The sequence below is a fragment of the Clostridium niameyense genome (assembly GCF_001243045.1).
Classification (GTDB): domain Bacteria; phylum Bacillota; class Clostridia; order Clostridiales; family Clostridiaceae; genus Clostridium_F; species Clostridium_F niameyense.
Genome location: NZ_LN849007.1, coordinates 2,235,773 through 2,252,956 on the forward strand (window position 1 = coordinate 2,235,773; position 17,184 = coordinate 2,252,956).

The following is a 17,184-nucleotide window of genomic DNA, read 5'->3' on the forward strand; positions in this document are numbered from 1 at the left end:
TATTTTATATACATAAAAAATTCAAAATTAATTTGTTTTATAGATATTATATTATCATAAAATTTAAATACACTATAGACTACTTTATGTTATAATTCATTATATTAAGCACTTATACTTTAGGAGTGATAATTTTGAAAGAATTAGAAACTAGAATTATAGATATAAATATAGATGAAATTCGTTATAAATTAGTACAAATAGGAGCTAAAAAAGTAAAACAAGAAAATCAAATAAATAATATATACGACTTTCCTGATAATAGACTTATAAAAAATAAAGGATATGCTAGAATTAGATATATAAAGGATCTTATAAATAATAAAGAAATATATTATATGACTGTAAAAAAACTACTAAGTCAAAACAAGTTTAAAGTTATGGATGAAAATGAAATAAAAATATCTAATTTAAATGAAGGAAAAAATATATTTTCAGCCTTAGGTCTTAATTTAGTGCAATGTATAAAAAAATATAGGGAAAGCTATAAATATAAAAATACCTTAATAGAAATAGATATAAATGATCCCTCTTTTTGTCCATTTCCATATATAGAACTTGAAACTAACAATGAAGATGAATTAAAAGAGGTAGTAGAACTTTTAGGGTATACTATAAATGACACTACATCTAAAACAATATATGAAATATTAAAAATTAAGTCTGGAGAATAGCTTTTATGTTTGGATATGTAACCCCTTGCAAAATGGAACTAAAAATTAAGGAGTATGAAAAATTTAGAGCTTACTATTGTGGTTTGTGTAAAACTATAAAAAAAGATTTTGGAAACCTCCCAAGGGCTACCATAAATTATGATATGACTTTTTTAGCTATACTTTTAGATTCTTTAGATAATACCAAAAATAATTATGTTAAAGAACATTGTATAATACACCCTATAAAAAAGAAAGTTATAATGATAAATAATGAAGCACTCCACTATGCTGCTTTTTTTAATGTAGCTTTAAGCTATTATAAATTATTAGATAATATATCAGATGATAATTCTGTAAAAAGTAAAATTTATTCTAAGTTTTTAAAGAAATATTTAAATAAAAATAATTTATTATTAGAAAAGCATATAGACTATGTAGAAACTAGTTTGAAAAATCTATATAATGATGAAAAGAATTTTCAAAATAAAAGTATAGACCAATTATCTCATAACTTTGCGGATCTTACTGGTTATATTTTATCTTCCTATAAAGACTTTAACTTTAACAATGCATTATATTGGTTAGGATATAATCTTGGAAAATGGATATATATTATAGACGCTTATGATGACTTAGAAAAAGACATGAAAAATAATAAATTTAATGCAATAAATAATCTATTTAACGAAAATAATATGAATTATAAAGAATTTTCAACATACATAAAAGACAGGATTGATTTTATATTAATAAATTGCGCAAATAGCTGTCTTGAAAATCTTAACAAATTACCTATAATTAAAAATAAAGGATTACTATATAATATTCTTCAATTTGGTATTATGGAAAAAATGGAAAAAATTTTACGAGGAGTTGAGTTAAATGAAAAATCCCTATGAGGTTTTAGGAGTATCACAAAATGCTTCAAAAGAAGAATTAAAACAAGCTTATAGAAATTTAGCTAAAAAATATCATCCTGATCAATATGGAGATAATCCTCTTAGAGAATTAGCAGAGCAAAAAATGTGTGAAATCAATGAGGCCTATGATACACTTATGAAAAACCATGCTGATAATAATAGTTATAACTCAAGTTATAGTTCATCAGATAATACATATGCATCTATTAGAATAGATATTCAACAAGGAAATTTTGCCTCAGCAGAACATAAATTAAATAATATAAATGTAAGAAATGCTGAATGGCATTACCTTATGGGACTTTTAAATTATTCTAAAGGTTGGTACGATGTAGCTTATAATCACTTTAATACCGCTTGCAATTTAGATCCTTCAAATTTTGAATATAGGGATGCTTTAAATAGAATAAATAGGAGTAATGATTCCTATAGAAAACCATACTATTCTCAGAGGACAAATGATTCTGATATATGCAGAATTTGTGGAACTATATACTGTATGGATTGCTGTTGCGAGTGCATGGGTGGAGATCTTATAAGCTGCTGTTAAATATAAATGGAGATGATAAATTTTGAACTATAGTATGAAATCTTCAAATTTAGCTAAAGGTGGTATATACTCTGCTTTAAGTTTTATATGTGTATATTTAAGTAGCCTTTTACCAATAAATAAACTATATTTATTAGGCTTAGCCTCTGCTATTACTCCTATATCAGTAATAACTACTAATGTTAAAAATACATTGTTAGTATATATAGCTACAAGTTTATTATCTGCTATGATAATAGGACTCAATAGAGGTACTGTGTTATGCTATATAATATTTTTTGGGCTTTATGGAATTATAAAATATTATATAGAAAAATTAAATAAACTTTCTATTGAAATATTATTAAAATATCTATACTTTAATATAAGTATACTTATACTTATATTTATAGGAAAACTATTCTTTCCATCAGTTAAAATAATATATAAGAATATTTATATATATATAATCATTAGTGAACTAATATTTATAATATTTGACTATGCTTTAACTTTACTTATATTTTATATACAAAAACATTTATTGCATAAGATTAACAATAATAATCCATAAATTGTTATTTGATATTGACAAATTTATTTAATTTGATATAATTATTGTGTTAATTATATTGCCCATTCGCCAAATGGTAAGGCGCCTGCCTCTGGAGCAGGTATTTGTTGGTTCGAGTCCAGCATGGGCAGCCAAAGAGTTCGACTTTCGAACTCTTTTTATTTTAAGCTCTATTAGCCTTAGTTGTTGATTTATAACTTCATAATAATAAAAGTTAAGTATGAACCACTCTTATTATTTCTAATAGTGTACTTAATTTAATAACTGTTCTAATTTACTTTGTATGGATTTTTCTTTTTTATAAAGCAATAACACATAAATATACCCCAAGTGATTATACACACCAAAGAAAGACCTTCAAAGAAACCTAACGTAAAATTTTTCAATTAATCTAATTACATACAATTGTATACAGTTATATAATAACTTTCAATACATTTTTCTAAAGACAAAGCAGGCTTTTTTAAATCATTAAATGAATTTTTACATATCTCTGCTTTCCATATAATTTTGATATTACATAGACTATTCATAAAATATTTTAATAAAATATCCTTACTTGAGCAGAATATAAATATAAATACTTTAAGTGAGGTGTAAACATTGAATTTTAAAAGAAATAAGTTATTAATCTACACTTTATTTTCATTTATATTAACAACTATTTTAGTAATTCCAACATATAATGTTAAAGCATATAAACCTATTTCTTCTACAGAAGTGCAGCAAATTTTATCTACACCTTCTTCAACTGCATTAATCATAGATGTTAGGACTCCAGAAGAATTTAGTAATGGTCATATTCCTAAAGCTATAAATATACCCTTACAAGTTCTAAAAGATAGCGTCTTGTCCAAGAACCTAGATAAGCATACTAAAATAATTTTATATTGTTCCACTGGAATACGTTCTAAAAGGGCTGGTGAAATATTAGATTCTATAGGATTTCATAATATATACCAATTAGGTGGTATAAATAAGTGGCCTTATCCTTTAAAAAAATAATATTTTAAATCCTTGACAATAAAGGTATCATCATATACAATTTAATATAAATTAATATAAAAACATTGAACAAGAGTAGTAATATTTATTCTATCTTAAGAAAACTACTGGTAGCTGAAAAGTAGTGTTAGAAAAATATGAACTTGCTTGGGAGTTTGTCTATGAGAAGTAGGCACGGTTTAAACCGTTATATTTTTAAGTGAAACCTATTTTTTTGGGTTTAACTAGAGTGGTACCGCGGAAAAACTTCGTCTCTATAAAGAAAAGAGATGAGGTTTTATTTTTTTAGTTAATAAAATTATTTTAAAATATATGTATAAGGTTAGGAGGCAAACAATGGGTAATTATAGTACACAAATTGATAAGAAATGGCAAAAAAAATGGGAAGACAGTAATCTATATAAATTTGAAGAGTCTGATTCAAAAGAAAAATTATATGTTCTTGAAATGTTTTCTTACCCATCAGCTAGTAAACTACATGCAGGTCACTGGTTTAACTATGGACCTGTAGACTCTTGGGCAAGATTTAAGAGAATGAGAGGATTTAATGTTTTTCAACCAATGGGATTTGATGCTTTTGGCCTTCCTGCAGAGAACTTTGCTATAAAAACAGGTATTCATCCAAAGGATTCTACATTTAAAAATATAGAAACTATGGAAGAACAACTTAAGGCTATGGGAGCTATGTTTAATTGGGAAAATGAAATAGTAACTTGTTCTCCTGAATATTATAAGTGGACTCAATGGGTATTTCTACAATTATATAAAAAAGGTTTAGCTTATAAGAAAAAGGCTCCTGTAAATTGGTGCCCAAGTTGCAACACTGTATTAGCCAATGAACAAGTTATAGATGGTGAATGTGAAAGATGTAGTAGTCAAGTAGAAAAGAAAAACTTAGAGCAATGGTTCTTAAAAATTACTGATTATGCAGATGAACTATTAGAGAAACTTGATGATTTAGATTGGCCAGAGCAAACTAAAGCTATGCAAAGACATTGGATTGGAAAATCCATAGGTGCTGAGGTTAACTTTAAAGTAGTTGACTCTAATCTAGATTTTAATGTATTCACTACAAGAGCGGATACTTTATTTGGAGTTACTTATGTAGTTTTAGCTCCTGAAAATGAACTAGTAGATAAAATAACTACCAATGAATATAAAGATAAAGTTAATGAATATAAAGAACAAGCTAAAAATCAATCTGATATAGAAAGACAATCTATAAGTAGAGAAAAAACAGGGATATTTACAGGATCCTATGCAATTAACCCTATAAGCGGGAAAAAAGTTCCCATATGGGTTGGAGATTATGTTTTGAATACATATGGAACAGGATGTGTAATGGCAGTTCCAGCTCATGATGAAAGAGATTTTGCCTTTGCTACTAAATATAATCTTCCAATACAAAGAGTTATAGAAGGTGGAGATTCTCTTCCTTATACAGAATACGGTAAACTAATAAACAGTGAAGATTTTAATGGTTTAGTTGGTGAAGAAGCTATTAAAGCTATAATTAAGAAATTGGAGTCTATGGGACTTGGAAAAAGAAAGATTAATTATAGATTAAGAGATTGGCTTATTTCAAGACAAAGATACTGGGGTGCACCAATTCCTATGATTTATTGTGATAAATGTGGAATTGTTCCTGTACCTGAAAAAGATTTACCTGTGGAACTTCCATATAATGTAGAATTTTCACCAGACGGAGAATCACCACTTAAAAAATGTGATGAATTCATGAATACAACTTGCCCTGTATGCGGAGGTCATGCAACAAGAGAAGCTGATACATTAGACACATTTATGTGTTCTTCTTGGTATTACTTAAGATATCCAGATAATAATAATTCTGAAGAAGCTTTTAATAAAGAAATAATAGATAGACTTCTTCCTGTAGATAAATATGTAGGTGGTCCTGAACATGCCTGTATGCATCTTCTATATGCTAGATTCATAACTAAAGCTTTAAGAGATATGGGTTATTTAAACTTTGATGAACCTTTCAAATCTTTAGTTCATCAAGGATTAATATTAGGACCAGATGGATTAAAAATGAGTAAATCTAAGGGAAATACTATATCTCCTGATGACTGTATAAATGAATTTGGATCTGACGTATTTAGAATGTATCTAATGTTTGGTTTCGACTATAGAGAAGGTGGAGCTTGGAGCGACGACGGAATTAAATCTATAGGTAAATTCGTAGATAGAGTAGATAGAATTTTACAATCTTGTAGAGAAGAACTAGTAAAATCAGAAAATAATAAATCTACTATAGATGCTGAAGAAAAGGATTTAAACTATGTTAGAAACAACTCAATAAAATCTATTACAGAAGATGCAGAAAAATTCCAATTTAATACATGCATAGCGAGATTAATGGAATTTACTAATGCTTTATCTAAGTATATTAGTAATAAATCTTTTAAAAATCCTAATTTCTTAAAAGATTGTATAAGCGACTTTATAAAGTTACTAGCACCGTTTGCTCCTCATTTTTCCGAAGAACAATGGGAATTAAATGGATTTAATTACTCCATATTTAATGAAAAATGGCCTAAATTTGATCCTAAAGGTCTCGTAAAAGATGAAGTAGAAATAGCTGTTCAAATTAACGGAAAAATAAGAGCTAAAATAAATATTCCATCAAACTTAGTAGAAGATGAAATAAAAGAAGTAGCACTTAATAATGAGGATGTAAAAAATCATATTGGAGACAAAACTGTAAGAAAAGTTATTGTAGTAAAAAATAGATTAGTTAATATTGTAGCTAAATAATATTTCTAAAACTTAAATTTAAAAGCCTTTAAGCTAAAACTTATATAAGTTTTAGCCTGAGGCTTTTAAATTTTATCTTATAATTTACTTGTACATATCTATAGTCTTTTCTGTGGAATATAAAAGATTATTTAGTTCAAATACTTCCCCTTTTTCTATAAGTTTGTTTAATTGAGCTTGATATCTAGTAGAATCTGCAACCTTACCCATGGATAATAAAGTTAATATATTATTCATTATATCTGATACTAAACTAGACTTAACCTCAAACAACTTCTGGGCATCTTTTATTTCATCTTTTATTTCTAGCATTAACTCATCTAATTGAAAAGCAGCATCTGCAGCTGATTTAAGTTTTAATCTTATATCTGCAGGAATATCATGTTTATACTTGTAATTTAATGAATGTTCTATAGTAGCCCAAAAATTCATAGCTAAAGTTCTTATTTGAAATTCTGCTAAAATTTCTATCTCTCCCTCAGCCATATTAACTGGATATTTTATTATCATATGATAACTTCTATAACCACTTTGCTTTACATTGGTTATGTAATCTTTCTCATATATTATTTGCATATCCTTTCTCTCTCTAACCAACTTAACTACCTTTTCTATATCGCTTGTAAATTGACACATGATTCTTATACCTGCTATATCTTCCATTTCATAGCCAATTCTATCTAAAGGTATATTAAACTTATTTGCCTTTTCTAATACACTCGATATTTCCTTAACTCTTCCTGTAACAAATTCAATAGGTGAATATTCGTTTTTTTGTCTATATTCTTTTCTTATACTTCTAAATTTGACTTTCAACTCTTCTACAGCTTGTTGATAAGGTATTAAAAAAGTTTTCCATTCTCCTAATGCCATGCCTTCCACCCTTTTCAAAATATGTTTCATTTAAATTTTTAAATATTAATATTATTATACAATATTTATAGTAAATAATATAATTTTAATTTAATATTTGATATAATAATACTAATAAAATACTATACTGAAGGTGATAACTTTGAATTCTGACTCACATCTGACAAATAAAAATGTACCTTCACAAAAAACATTTACTTCTAAGTGGGTACCTTTTAAAGAAAATACTCCTGAATGGTTAAGAGAGAAAAATCTTTTATATAATAAAGAAGTTACTTGTCCTGTTTGTGGAAATGTTTTTAAAGTCAAAGCAGTAAAAACTTCCGCTTATAGAATGATAAAAAAGGATACAGATCTTTTTATAAGATATTCTGTTGTTAATCCTTACTTTTATGATGTTTGGCTTTGTAGCAGTTGTGGCTATGCAGCTATGAAATCTGATTTTAATAAAATAAGAAATTTTCAACTAGATGCAGTAAAAGAGCGAATTACTCCTACTTGGAATCACAAAGAATATCCTGAAGTTTATAATATTGATATTGCCATTGAACGCTATAAAATTTCTCTTTTAAATTACGTAGTAATAGAATCTAGGTGGAGCGCAAAAGCTATGAACTCCTTAAAATTGTCCTGGATGTATAGGCTTAAAAATAACCTATCAAAAGAAACTTTGTTTTTAAATCAAGCTTTACAAGCTTTTAAAGAAGCTTATTCCTCTGAAAACTTCCCCATATATGGCATGGATAAATACACTACTATGTATCTTATAGGAGAACTATTAAGAAGAACAGGAAATTCTGATGAGGCATTAAGATGGTTGAGCAACGTTGTAACTTCTCACGGAATAAATATTAGATTAAAAAATTTAGCTCGTGATCAAAAAGACTTAATAAAGGAAGAAAAATTAACAGAAATTAACTCTAATATAGATAAAACTATACAGGAAGATACTAATATAAAAAAAGATAAGAAAATAGGATTTTTTTCAAGGTTCTTTAAAAAGTAAACCCATGTAGAAAAATACTACATGGGTTTTTATTATAATTTTATATAAATAAATTTACATTAGAATCTTCCGCTTCACCTAAATAGTAGCCTACACCGCCGACTTTTACACCCTCTATCAATTCTTCCTTTTTTATTCCCATAACATCCATAGACATCTGACATGCTACTATATTTATTCCGCTTTCTATGGCTATATTAATTAATTCTTCTAAAGAAGAGATATTTTTATCTTTCATTACCTTCCTTATCATTTTAGGTCCCATTCCCATCATGTTCATTTTAGATAATTTTAATTTTTCACTTCCTCTTGGCATCATAGAAGCAAACATTTTATCTAAAATACCCTTTTTAACATGAACTTTTTTTGGTCTTCTAAGTATATTAAGTCCCCAAAAAGTAAAGAACATAGTAACTTTTTTTCCCATGGATAATGCTCCATTAGCTATAACAAAAGATGCAATAGCCTTATCTAAATCTCCACTAAATACTACTATAGTTTTATTATCTTTTTGTAGATTATTATTTTCTACCTTTGTTTTTTCTTTACTTAAACTTATATCTTCTTTACCCTTTCTTATAAAAGCTGTTACTATCCCCTTTTCTCTATTCCTTGATATTAATTCATTATTTGTTCTTTCACACCAAGATTTTATATCTTCATAAAAACCTGGATCTGAAGCTTTAACTTTTAGAACATTATAAGGATTCATTTCATTTACATAAGAATTAACTTTCATTAAAGGTCCAGGGCAACTTAATCCACAAGCATCTAATAACAATTCCTCTTCAACTTTCATATTTTCAGTTTGTTCTTTATTGCTATTTTCTATGTTATTAAATTTTTTAGGAACAAATTTACTCATAATATAAGTTTTATATCCTCCATTTAAATTTTTAACTTTATATCCATTACTCATTAAAATTCTAGCCGCTATATATCCTCTAAGCCCTATTTGACAATAAGTCCATATTTCCTTGTTCTTTGGAAGTTCATTTATTTTATTTCTTAATTCATTTAAAGGTATATTTATGGCACCTTTTATAGTTCCATTTTTTACTTCAATTTCATCTCTTACATCCAAAAGTAATACTTTATTATCATCCCTAAAGTCTATATATTCTCCCCTTATATTTTCTACTTTACCTGTTAAAACATTTTCTGCTACAAAACCTATAACATTTACAGGATCTTTAGCTGAAGAATAAGGAGGTGCATAACTTAACTCCAACTCTTCCAAATCATATATAGTACCCTGAAGTCTTATAGTTGTTGCTATATCATCTATTCTTTTATCAACACCATCATAGCCAAAAGCCTCAGCCCCTAAAATTTTTCCATCCTTATCAAATATAAGTTTTAAGCTAATAGGAGTAGCCCCCCCATAGTAACTAGCGTGAGATTGTACGTGTATATACACAACTTCATAGGAAATATTATATTTTTTTAAGGTTCTTTCATTATTCCCTGTGCTAGCCCCTGTAATATCAAATATTTTAATTATAGCTGTTCCCTGAGTTCCTCTATAGGTAGAATTAAATCCACATATATTATTTGCTGCAATTCTTCCTTGTTTATTCGCTGGCCCAGCCAAAGCTATGGATGTTTTATTTTTATTAATATAGTCTACTACTTCTATGGCATCTCCTACCGCATATATACCCTCTATGTTAGTTTTCATATGCTCATCTACTAGTATATGACCTTTAGAACCCAATTCTATACCCGTATTCCTTAGAAAATAAGTATCTGGCTTAACCCCTATAGCTAAAATAACTATATCTGTATTAAGTTCTTTTCCATCTTCCAAAGTTATATTTATTTTATCATTCAGTTCCTTAAATTTCTTTACTCCATTCTCTAGTATTAATCCTATCCCATTATCCTCTAATTCTTTTTCTGCAAAAGTTACCATATCAAAATCAAATGGGCTCAATATGTGAGGAGCCGCTTCTACTAAAACTACTCCTAACCCTCTTTTTTTAAGGTTTTCTGCCATTTCTACACCTATATACCCTCCACCTATTACTACAGCACTTTTGACATTTTCTCTATCCACATATTTTTTTATTTTATCTGTATCAGCTATATTTCTTAGTTGGAGTATTCTATCATTATCTATGCCCTCTATTGCTGGTTTTAAAGGACTAGCACCAGGAGATAAAATTATATAATCATAATCTTCTTCATATATACCATTTTCTTTACTATTTACAGTAACTTTTTTATTGTCAGCATCTATACTTATAACTTCACTATTAATTCTTACATCTATATTAAATTTAGCCTTCATAGCTTCAGGGGTTTGAACCAATAAATTATCTCTATTTTTTATAGTTTCCCCAATATAATAAGGTAACCCACAATTGGCAAAAGAAATATGCTCTCCTCTTTCAAACATTATTATTTTTGCATTTTCATCAAGTCGTCTAAGTCTTGCAGCAGCAGAAGCGCCTCCTGCTACACCTCCTATAATTAAAACTTTTTTTGTCATTTAAGGAATCCTCCCAATAAAATTATTTTTATTTAAACTATCTAATCTTCTTTAAAAAGTAATTCCACTATAGCCTTAACCCTTTCATCACATACACGATAATTTATTTCTAAACCATTTCTCTCTCCTTTTATTATTCCTGCAGTTCTTAATTTTTGAAGATGCTGAGATATTGTAGATTGAGGTATTTCTAAACAATCTTGCATATGCGTTACATTACATTTCCCCTTCTCCAGTAAGCCTTTTATTATGCATATTCTTACTGGATGAGCTAAAACTTTTAATAGCTCTGCTGTATCATTATAAATCTCAAAATTTTTTTCCATTAGTCTACCTCTTTCTTAATTTAATATAGTATTATTTTTATAATATTATTATATTCATATATTACGATATAGTGATATATATGTCAATAAAAATTCCCGTAAAATTATATTATTTTTACGGGATCAAAATTTATATAATCACAAGAAGTAAGATAATACTCTACTCCATCTTTTACTCCTTCAAATGCTTTCTTAGTGCTAGGGCCATGCAAGTGACCATAAATAACTTTACTAACTTTATATTCCTTAAAAACTTCTGTAAAATCGGATTCATCAAAATTTTCATTAGTAGGAGGGTAGTGCATCATTACTATAAATTTATTTATATTTTGTTTTTTAGCAGCCTCTAACGATAGCTTCAATCTTATGATCTCTCTATTATATACTTTTTCATCATGTTGAGTAAAATTATCAGAAGTTCTAGCTATCCATCCTCTTGTACCACATATAGCATAGTCTTCATACTTAAAAAAATTATTTTGTATAAAATTCATATCTTCATACAAATTATTTAATTTACTAATAGATGTCCACCAATAATCATGGTTACCTTTTATTAGTATTTTCTTTCCTGGTAAATTATGAATCCATTTTAAATCTTCCAAGCCTTCTTCCATATTAATAGACCAAGATATATCTCCTGCTATAAGCACAGTATCTTCTTCTGTTATTTTATTTTCCCAATTTTTCTTTATTTTTTCGTGATGATTATTCCAATTATCACCAAATATATCCATAGGTTTATCTTCGTTAAACGCTAAGTGCAAATCTGATATTGCATATAATGACAATGTATCCACCCCTATTTTTTTATATTATTATCTAAATCCATAACATAAGCTATTACCTTAGCTACTGCATCATATAATTCATAAGGTACTGAGTTTCCTACGTCTACATTAGTCAAAAGTTCTGTAAGTTCCTTATCATAAACTATAGGCACTTTATTTTCACTAGCCTTTTCTATGATTTTATCAGCTATATGTCCCATACCAGCTGCACTTACTATAGGTGCTTCATAATTTTGTTCATATTTTAAAGCTGCGGCCTTTTTTCTTTGTCCCACAATCATCACCTAACCTTTTTGAAACTAAACTCTAGCATTAATAGTACCTAAATTATTATCATTAAAAAATTCTCTAGAATTTGATAAATTTAAATCATCTAATTTTTCTTCAACCTTAATACTAATACTATAACCCATAGTCATTAAATCTTCTACTAATTTATTTTTTTTAGAGTTTACATATTTCATCCATTCCTCATTAGTTTTTATGTTTACGTCCATATTAAAATTTGTTACTTTTATATAGGCATCTACTATACCCATATTCTCAGTTGTAATAGATGTAGCTATTTTAACATTCTTTTTATCAATTTGTTTTCCTTTTCCTCGTTCATCTTTTATAATAATTTTACATTCATAATCTTTATTTTGTAAATTCAATGGAACATCCATATAATAATATTCATTAGATATAGTATTAAACATCTTAAAATTATTTATATTATTTTTTAAACTACCTATTATTTTATCATATAATTGTGAGTTATTATTACTATCAGATGAATTACTTATAAGTTCCTTTATAATATTTTTCATATCTAAAGTTTTACCACTTATTTCATTTTTTATTTCAGTAAATTTATCTAAAACCTGTTTATTGGCTTTATCTATATTAATAGCATTTTTTAAATCACTACTAATATTTTTTTCTATATCTTTATTTTCTATTGTATTTTTATCTGATGAATCTTTGGTATTTAAAATTTGTTTTTCCTTATCTGTTAACTCTTTTTCAATAAGATTTAATTTTTCTAAAGGCATTTCTTGTAGCAACTGTTTAGCTATATTTATATTTTCTTCTTTATTTGAGTATATTAAACTTTTAATATTACTTAAAACTTCACTTTTATCTATCTCTACATTTATTGCTTTACCACTCATATTATTGTCCCTAATATCACTATCTAACTGCTGTAGATCATTATATATTGTATGATTTTCCTTAAATACTTCTCTAAAACTTTTTATATTTTCTGGAGTTAAATCAACACTATTTTCTATAAGAGTTAAAATATCATCTTGATTTATATTTTTAAATTCATCAATTAAATTTGTAATAATATTTTTAACATTTTGTCCTTCTTCACTCTGTAAATCTATATTTCTACTTTCTAAATATCTATCTATAAATATATTTCCTTCCTCTGGATTTTGTTTTAATTTATCTATAAAATCTGATAAATTCATTACCTTAAATATATTTTCCTTAGTTAATGGAATATTATGCTTAACCATCTTTTCTAATACTTCATATTGTGTCTCACTTAAATCTATATTTTCTTTTAATAAAAGAGTGTCTATAGAGTCATTTTCTTTAGATTTATTTTCCAAGACATTTGTACTTAAAAGCTCTAATAATAACTTTCCTTCTTCAAATCCAGTTACCTTAAATTTAGCAAGACCTTCTGGTAAGTAATTTTCAAAGTCATCTAGAGAAGCAACAAATTCCCATCCATCTAACAATTTTAATAATATATCATTATCTTCTCCTCTATTTACTATTCTTGCAACAAATACTTCATCTATATCAAAAGATAGTTTACTAGAAATTTTTCTTGTGTTAGAAGCATAAGCTCCATTTATATTCCCAATAATAGGCATAATTTTCACCTCTTAAATAATTTACTTTATTATCGTATAAATCTATAAGTTCCTAAAGTAACCAATTCACAGAACATTATTTTTAGTTTTATTCTCTAATAGAGAACCCTGGCAAAATAAATTATTATATAAAAATATTTTTAAGTAACAGCAAATATACTATAATGATTAAGTTTTTAAATAAATTTTTACTATAAAATAAAAAGGAGTTTCTCATATTGCATTTTATGCTTTGTGAGTTAACCCCTTAAAATACTATTAATTATTTTTGGCTAAATCTGTATTCTTTTGTATATCTTCATGTAATATAGGAGATACACTCTTATATATAGCCCCAGTAATACATGAAACCACTACACCTTTAAACACATTAAAAGGAACTATAGCCCATAGTATAAATGAGTTTAAATCTGTAATATTAGAATTTATTTTACTACCTACCGCTATTATATCCTTTATTGGAAAATTTAATATAGATTCATATAAAGGTAAAAGTATATAATAGTTGAATACTCCTGCTACTATAGACATAACCACAGTTCCTATAGATAATCCTAAAATAGCATTCTTCTTATTCTTCTTTCTAGTATATATATATGAAGATACTATAACTAATACAGATCCTACTATAAAATTAGCAAATTCACCTACAAATCCTGTGCTTCCTTTAAATATACCATGAAGTACATTTTTAAGTAATTCTATAATTATTCCTGCTACAGGTCCTAATGCAAAGCCTCCAATTAAAGCTGGTAAATCACTTATATCTAACTTTAGGAAACCTGGAAATATAGGTATTGGTAGCTCTATAAACATAAGTAAAAATGCAATAGTACTTAAAACAGAAATTTTAACTAGTTTGTTTATTTTGGTATTTCTCATTTATATAACCTCCCATACTGTAATATTTTCAGGGATGTTACAATTGATATAAAAAAGAGTCCTGAAATTCAGGACTCATAATTACAATTGCATCTCTTCTTCCATCCAGACTTTACTGTCGGCTCTAGAATTTCACTAGATCATGCCTTTCGGCTCGCGGGCTATAACCGCCGGTAGGGAATTTCACCCTGCCCTGAAGATATTAATAACTATTATTTTTTACAATTTAATTATATAATAATGCCATATTAATTTCAACCTAATAAATATAAAATCTATCGTTATTTTCTCATGCTTAAAGCTATTCTTTTTCTCTTCTCATCTATATCTATAACTCTAACCTCTACTATATCTCCAACTTTTACTACATCTAATGGATGTTTTACAAAATTATCTGAAAGCTCACTTATATGAACTAATCCATCTTGATGAACTCCTATATCTACAAAAGCTCCAAAATCTGCAACATTTCTTACAGTACCCATAAGTACCATTTCTGGTTTAAGCTGTGACATATCTACTATTCCTGTTTTTAATATAGGTTTTGGTAATTCCTCTCTCGGATCTCTTCCAGGTTTTTTTATTTCTTTCATAATATCCAATAGGGTTAGCTCACCTACATTAATTTTTTCACATAACACCTTCATTCCTATATCACTCACCCTATCGTCTATATCTATTAATTTATTATTCTTAATATCTTCTATATTGTAACCTAAAATTTTGATACACTCTCTTGTTGCTTCATAAGATTCTGGGTGCACCCCTGTATTATCTAACGGTTCATTGCTTTCTGTAACTCTTAAAAATCCTGCACATTGTTCAAAAGCTTTCCGTCCCAGTCTTTTTACCTTTAAAAGTTCTTTTCTACTAGTAAATTTACCATTTTCCTCCCTATATGCTACTATATTTTTAGCTATGCCCGAATTAATTCCAGATATATAGGATAATAAAGATGGAGTTGCTATGTTTAAGTCTACTCCTACTTTATTAACACAATCTTCCACAATTCCTTTTAAAGACTCATCTAACTTTTTCTCTGAAATATCATGTTGATACTGTCCGACACCTATGGATTTAGGATCTATCTTTACAAGTTCTGCTAAAGGATCCTGTAATCTTCTTCCTATAGAAATTGCACCTCTTAAAGATACATTTATATCTGGGTACTCTTCTGATGCTAATTTAGATGCAGAATAAACAGACGCTCCGGCTTCAGATACTATAACATAGTATAAATCTTTTCCCGTTTCATTTTTTATTTCTTTTATAATCTGAGATACAATCTCCTCAGATTCTCGGCTAGCCGTACCATTACCTAAGGATATTACATCCACATTATGCTTATATATTAATTCTTTTAAGGTCTTTATTGCTTCTTGTATTTGCCTATCTGATGCTGCTGTAGCATAAACTGTAGCTGTATCTAATAATTTACCTGTATCATCTAGTACTGCAATTTTACATCCCGTTCTAAATCCTGGGTCAAAGCCTAAAACTACTTTTCCTTTAATAGGAGATTGCATAAGTAAGGCTTTTAAATTTTCTTTAAATATTCTTATAGCCCCTTCTTCACCCTTTTCTGTTAAATACGCTCTTATTTCTCTTTCTATAGAAGGATATATAAGTCTTTTTAATGAATCCTTAACTGCTTCTTTTATATAAAAATCTGTTTTATCATTTTCTCTTAAAGAATTTCTATTTAAGTACTCTATAATCTTATCTTCATTACAAATAATCTTTACAATTAATATTTTTTCCTTTTCCCCTCTATTTATAGCTAATATTCTATGGGCAGGTATATTTCTTACTGCTTCTTTATAATCATAATACATTTCATAAGGAGTAGGCTCCTTGCTATCCCCTTTAGTTTCTATAAGTCCTTCTCTTATAAGAAAACTTCTTATCCATTTTCTGAATTCTGCATTATCAGATATAATTTCACTTATTATATCCATTGCACCTTGAAGGGCTTCTTCTAAAGTTTTAACTTCCTTTTCTTCATTTATGAAAGTTTTTGCATATTCTCTTATATCTTCTTTAAAATCTCCACCCCAAATTACCTCTGCCAAAGGTTTTAGTCCTTTTTCTGTGGCTATGGTAGCTCTTGTTCTTCTTTTAGGCTTAAAAGGCCTATAAATATCTTCAACTTCTGTAATAGTTTTACATCCAATTACAGCACTTTTTATATCCTCTGTTAATTTTCCTTGTTCCTCTATTAATCTTATAACATCTTCTTTTCTATCATTTAGATTTCTTAGATATGTAAGTCTTTCTGATAACTGCCTTAATACAGTATCACTCATACCTCCTGTCATTTCTTTTCTATATCTGGCTATGAATGGAACTGTGTTTCCCTTATCTAATAAATCAATTACAGCATTTATATATTGTAAGGATACATTAAGTTCTTCTGATAATATTACATTTATATCTTTCATTTTTACCTCCAATAATAAATATTTATATTAAA

Annotated in this window: 16 protein-coding genes, 1 tRNA gene, 1 riboswitch and 1 other annotated feature; of the genes, 8 read left to right on the top strand and 9 right to left on the bottom strand. The window is 27.5% G+C overall.

Translation table 11 applies throughout. The features are described from left to right. The first annotated feature begins 134 nt into the window (after window positions 1-134). The 5 genes from BN1711_RS11460 to BN1711_RS11480 all read left to right on the top strand — a co-directional run bounded on the left by BN1711_RS11460 (window position 135) and on the right by BN1711_RS11480 (window position 2,813). A complete protein-coding gene (locus BN1711_RS11460) occupies window positions 135-674 on the top strand; it encodes a class IV adenylate cyclase (RefSeq protein WP_050608283.1) in 540 nt (179 codons plus the stop codon). A 5-nt stretch (window positions 675-679) separates the two neighbouring features. Continuing rightward, window positions 680-1,555, top strand: coding sequence for a DUF5685 family protein (locus tag BN1711_RS11465; protein WP_050608284.1), 876 nt, complete (start codon window positions 680-682; stop codon window positions 1,553-1,555). Then, window positions 1,539-2,126, top strand: a complete 588-nt coding sequence (locus BN1711_RS11470; protein WP_050608285.1) for a J domain-containing protein — start codon at window positions 1,539-1,541, stop codon at window positions 2,124-2,126. The genes BN1711_RS11465 and BN1711_RS11470 overlap by 17 nt, the downstream gene beginning before the upstream one ends. A gap of 34 nt (window positions 2,127-2,160) precedes the next feature. After that, window positions 2,161-2,679: a hypothetical protein gene (locus BN1711_RS12800; protein ID WP_050608497.1), complete on the top strand. Its 519-nt coding sequence runs from the start codon at window positions 2,161-2,163 to the stop codon at window positions 2,677-2,679. Between the two features lie 59 nt (window positions 2,680-2,738). After that, a tRNA-Gln gene (locus BN1711_RS11480) sits at window positions 2,739-2,813 on the top strand. 261 nt (window positions 2,814-3,074) lie between these two features. On the opposite strand, the gene BN1711_RS12645 is transcribed toward BN1711_RS11480, so the two are convergent. Continuing rightward, window positions 3,075-3,212, bottom strand: a complete 138-nt coding sequence (locus BN1711_RS12645; RefSeq protein ID WP_164995947.1) for a hypothetical protein — start codon at window positions 3,210-3,212, stop codon at window positions 3,075-3,077. A 70-nt stretch (window positions 3,213-3,282) separates the two neighbouring features. On the opposite strand from BN1711_RS12645, the gene BN1711_RS11485 reads away from it, so the two are divergent. After that, window positions 3,283-3,684 (top strand): rhodanese-like domain-containing protein, encoded by a 402-nt coding sequence (locus BN1711_RS11485; protein WP_050608286.1) that lies wholly within the window; start codon window positions 3,283-3,285, stop codon window positions 3,682-3,684. 56 nt (window positions 3,685-3,740) lie between these two features. Next, window positions 3,741-3,943, top strand: a binding site (T-box leader). A 77-nt stretch (window positions 3,944-4,020) separates the two neighbouring features. Then, window positions 4,021-6,462 (top strand): leucine--tRNA ligase, encoded by a 2,442-nt coding sequence (gene leuS / locus BN1711_RS11490; protein ID WP_050608287.1) that lies wholly within the window; start codon window positions 4,021-4,023, stop codon window positions 6,460-6,462. Between the two features lie 84 nt (window positions 6,463-6,546). Here leuS and yjbM read toward each other — a convergent pair whose 3' ends face one another. Further along, a complete protein-coding gene (gene yjbM, locus BN1711_RS11495; protein ID WP_050608288.1) occupies window positions 6,547-7,335 on the bottom strand; it encodes a GTP diphosphokinase in 789 nt (262 codons plus the stop codon). Window positions 7,336-7,477: 142 nt separating this feature from the next. On the opposite strand from yjbM, the gene BN1711_RS11500 reads away from it, so the two are divergent. Beyond that, window positions 7,478-8,341 carry a DUF2225 domain-containing protein gene (locus BN1711_RS11500; protein ID WP_243128281.1) on the top strand — a complete coding sequence of 288 codons (864 nt, stop codon included), beginning with the start codon at window positions 7,478-7,480 and terminating at the stop codon, window positions 8,339-8,341. 40 nt (window positions 8,342-8,381) lie between these two features. Here BN1711_RS11500 and BN1711_RS11505 read toward each other — a convergent pair whose 3' ends face one another. From BN1711_RS11505 to BN1711_RS11535, 7 genes are all read right to left on the bottom strand, one after another. Continuing rightward, complete coding sequence (locus BN1711_RS11505; RefSeq protein ID WP_050608289.1) at window positions 8,382-10,835, bottom strand: DsrE/DsrF/DrsH-like family protein; 2,454 nt, start codon at window positions 10,833-10,835, stop codon at window positions 8,382-8,384. 41 nt (window positions 10,836-10,876) lie between these two features. Continuing rightward, a complete protein-coding gene (locus tag BN1711_RS11510) occupies window positions 10,877-11,161 on the bottom strand; it encodes an ArsR/SmtB family transcription factor (RefSeq protein WP_050608290.1) in 285 nt (94 codons plus the stop codon). Between the two features lie 104 nt (window positions 11,162-11,265). After that, window positions 11,266-11,952 (bottom strand): metallophosphoesterase, encoded by a 687-nt coding sequence (locus BN1711_RS11515; protein ID WP_050608291.1) that lies wholly within the window; start codon window positions 11,950-11,952, stop codon window positions 11,266-11,268. An 11-nt stretch (window positions 11,953-11,963) separates the two neighbouring features. Next, the gene (locus tag BN1711_RS11520) at window positions 11,964-12,227 is read right to left on the bottom strand and encodes an EscU/YscU/HrcU family type III secretion system export apparatus switch protein (RefSeq protein WP_187367299.1); all 264 of its coding nucleotides are present in this window, start codon (window positions 12,225-12,227) and stop codon (window positions 11,964-11,966) included. A gap of 24 nt (window positions 12,228-12,251) precedes the next feature. Further along, a complete protein-coding gene (locus tag BN1711_RS11525; protein WP_050608293.1) occupies window positions 12,252-13,829 on the bottom strand; it encodes a hypothetical protein in 1,578 nt (525 codons plus the stop codon). A 258-nt stretch (window positions 13,830-14,087) separates the two neighbouring features. Beyond that, entirely contained in the window at window positions 14,088-14,711 is a 624-nt protein-coding gene (locus BN1711_RS11530) for an ECF transporter S component (protein WP_050608294.1), read from the bottom strand. A gap of 89 nt (window positions 14,712-14,800) precedes the next feature. Beyond that, window positions 14,801-14,916: riboswitch (FMN riboswitch) on the bottom strand. A 76-nt stretch (window positions 14,917-14,992) separates the two neighbouring features. After that, window positions 14,993-17,152 (bottom strand): Tex family protein, encoded by a 2,160-nt coding sequence (locus BN1711_RS11535; protein ID WP_050608295.1) that lies wholly within the window; start codon window positions 17,150-17,152, stop codon window positions 14,993-14,995. Between the last annotated feature and the right edge of the window lie 32 nt (window positions 17,153-17,184).

Bases quoted from the DNA above. Each gene is read 5' to 3' on its own strand.
- BN1711_RS11525 (WP_050608293.1), bottom strand. From the start codon at position 13,829: ATGCCTATTATTGGGAATATAAATGGAGCTTATGCTTCTAACACAAGA.
- BN1711_RS12645 (WP_164995947.1), bottom strand. From the start codon at position 3,212: ATGAATAGTCTATGTAATATCAAAATTATATGGAAAGCAGAGATATGT.
- BN1711_RS11470 (WP_050608285.1), top strand. From the start codon at position 1,539: ATGAAAAATCCCTATGAGGTTTTAGGAGTATCACAAAATGCTTCAAAA.
- BN1711_RS11505 (WP_050608289.1), bottom strand. From the start codon at position 10,835: ATGACAAAAAAAGTTTTAATTATAGGAGGTGTAGCAGGAGGCGCTTCT.
- yjbM (WP_050608288.1), bottom strand. From the start codon at position 7,335: ATGGCATTAGGAGAATGGAAAACTTTTTTAATACCTTATCAACAAGCT.
- BN1711_RS11535 (WP_050608295.1), bottom strand. From the start codon at position 17,152: ATGAAAGATATAAATGTAATATTATCAGAAGAACTTAATGTATCCTTA.
- BN1711_RS11465 (WP_050608284.1), top strand. From the start codon at position 680: ATGTTTGGATATGTAACCCCTTGCAAAATGGAACTAAAAATTAAGGAG.
- leuS (WP_050608287.1), top strand. From the start codon at position 4,021: ATGGGTAATTATAGTACACAAATTGATAAGAAATGGCAAAAAAAATGG.
- BN1711_RS11510 (WP_050608290.1), bottom strand. From the start codon at position 11,161: ATGGAAAAAAATTTTGAGATTTATAATGATACAGCAGAGCTATTAAAA.
- BN1711_RS11530 (WP_050608294.1), bottom strand. From the start codon at position 14,711: ATGAGAAATACCAAAATAAACAAACTAGTTAAAATTTCTGTTTTAAGT.
- BN1711_RS12800 (WP_050608497.1), top strand. From the start codon at position 2,161: ATGAAATCTTCAAATTTAGCTAAAGGTGGTATATACTCTGCTTTAAGT.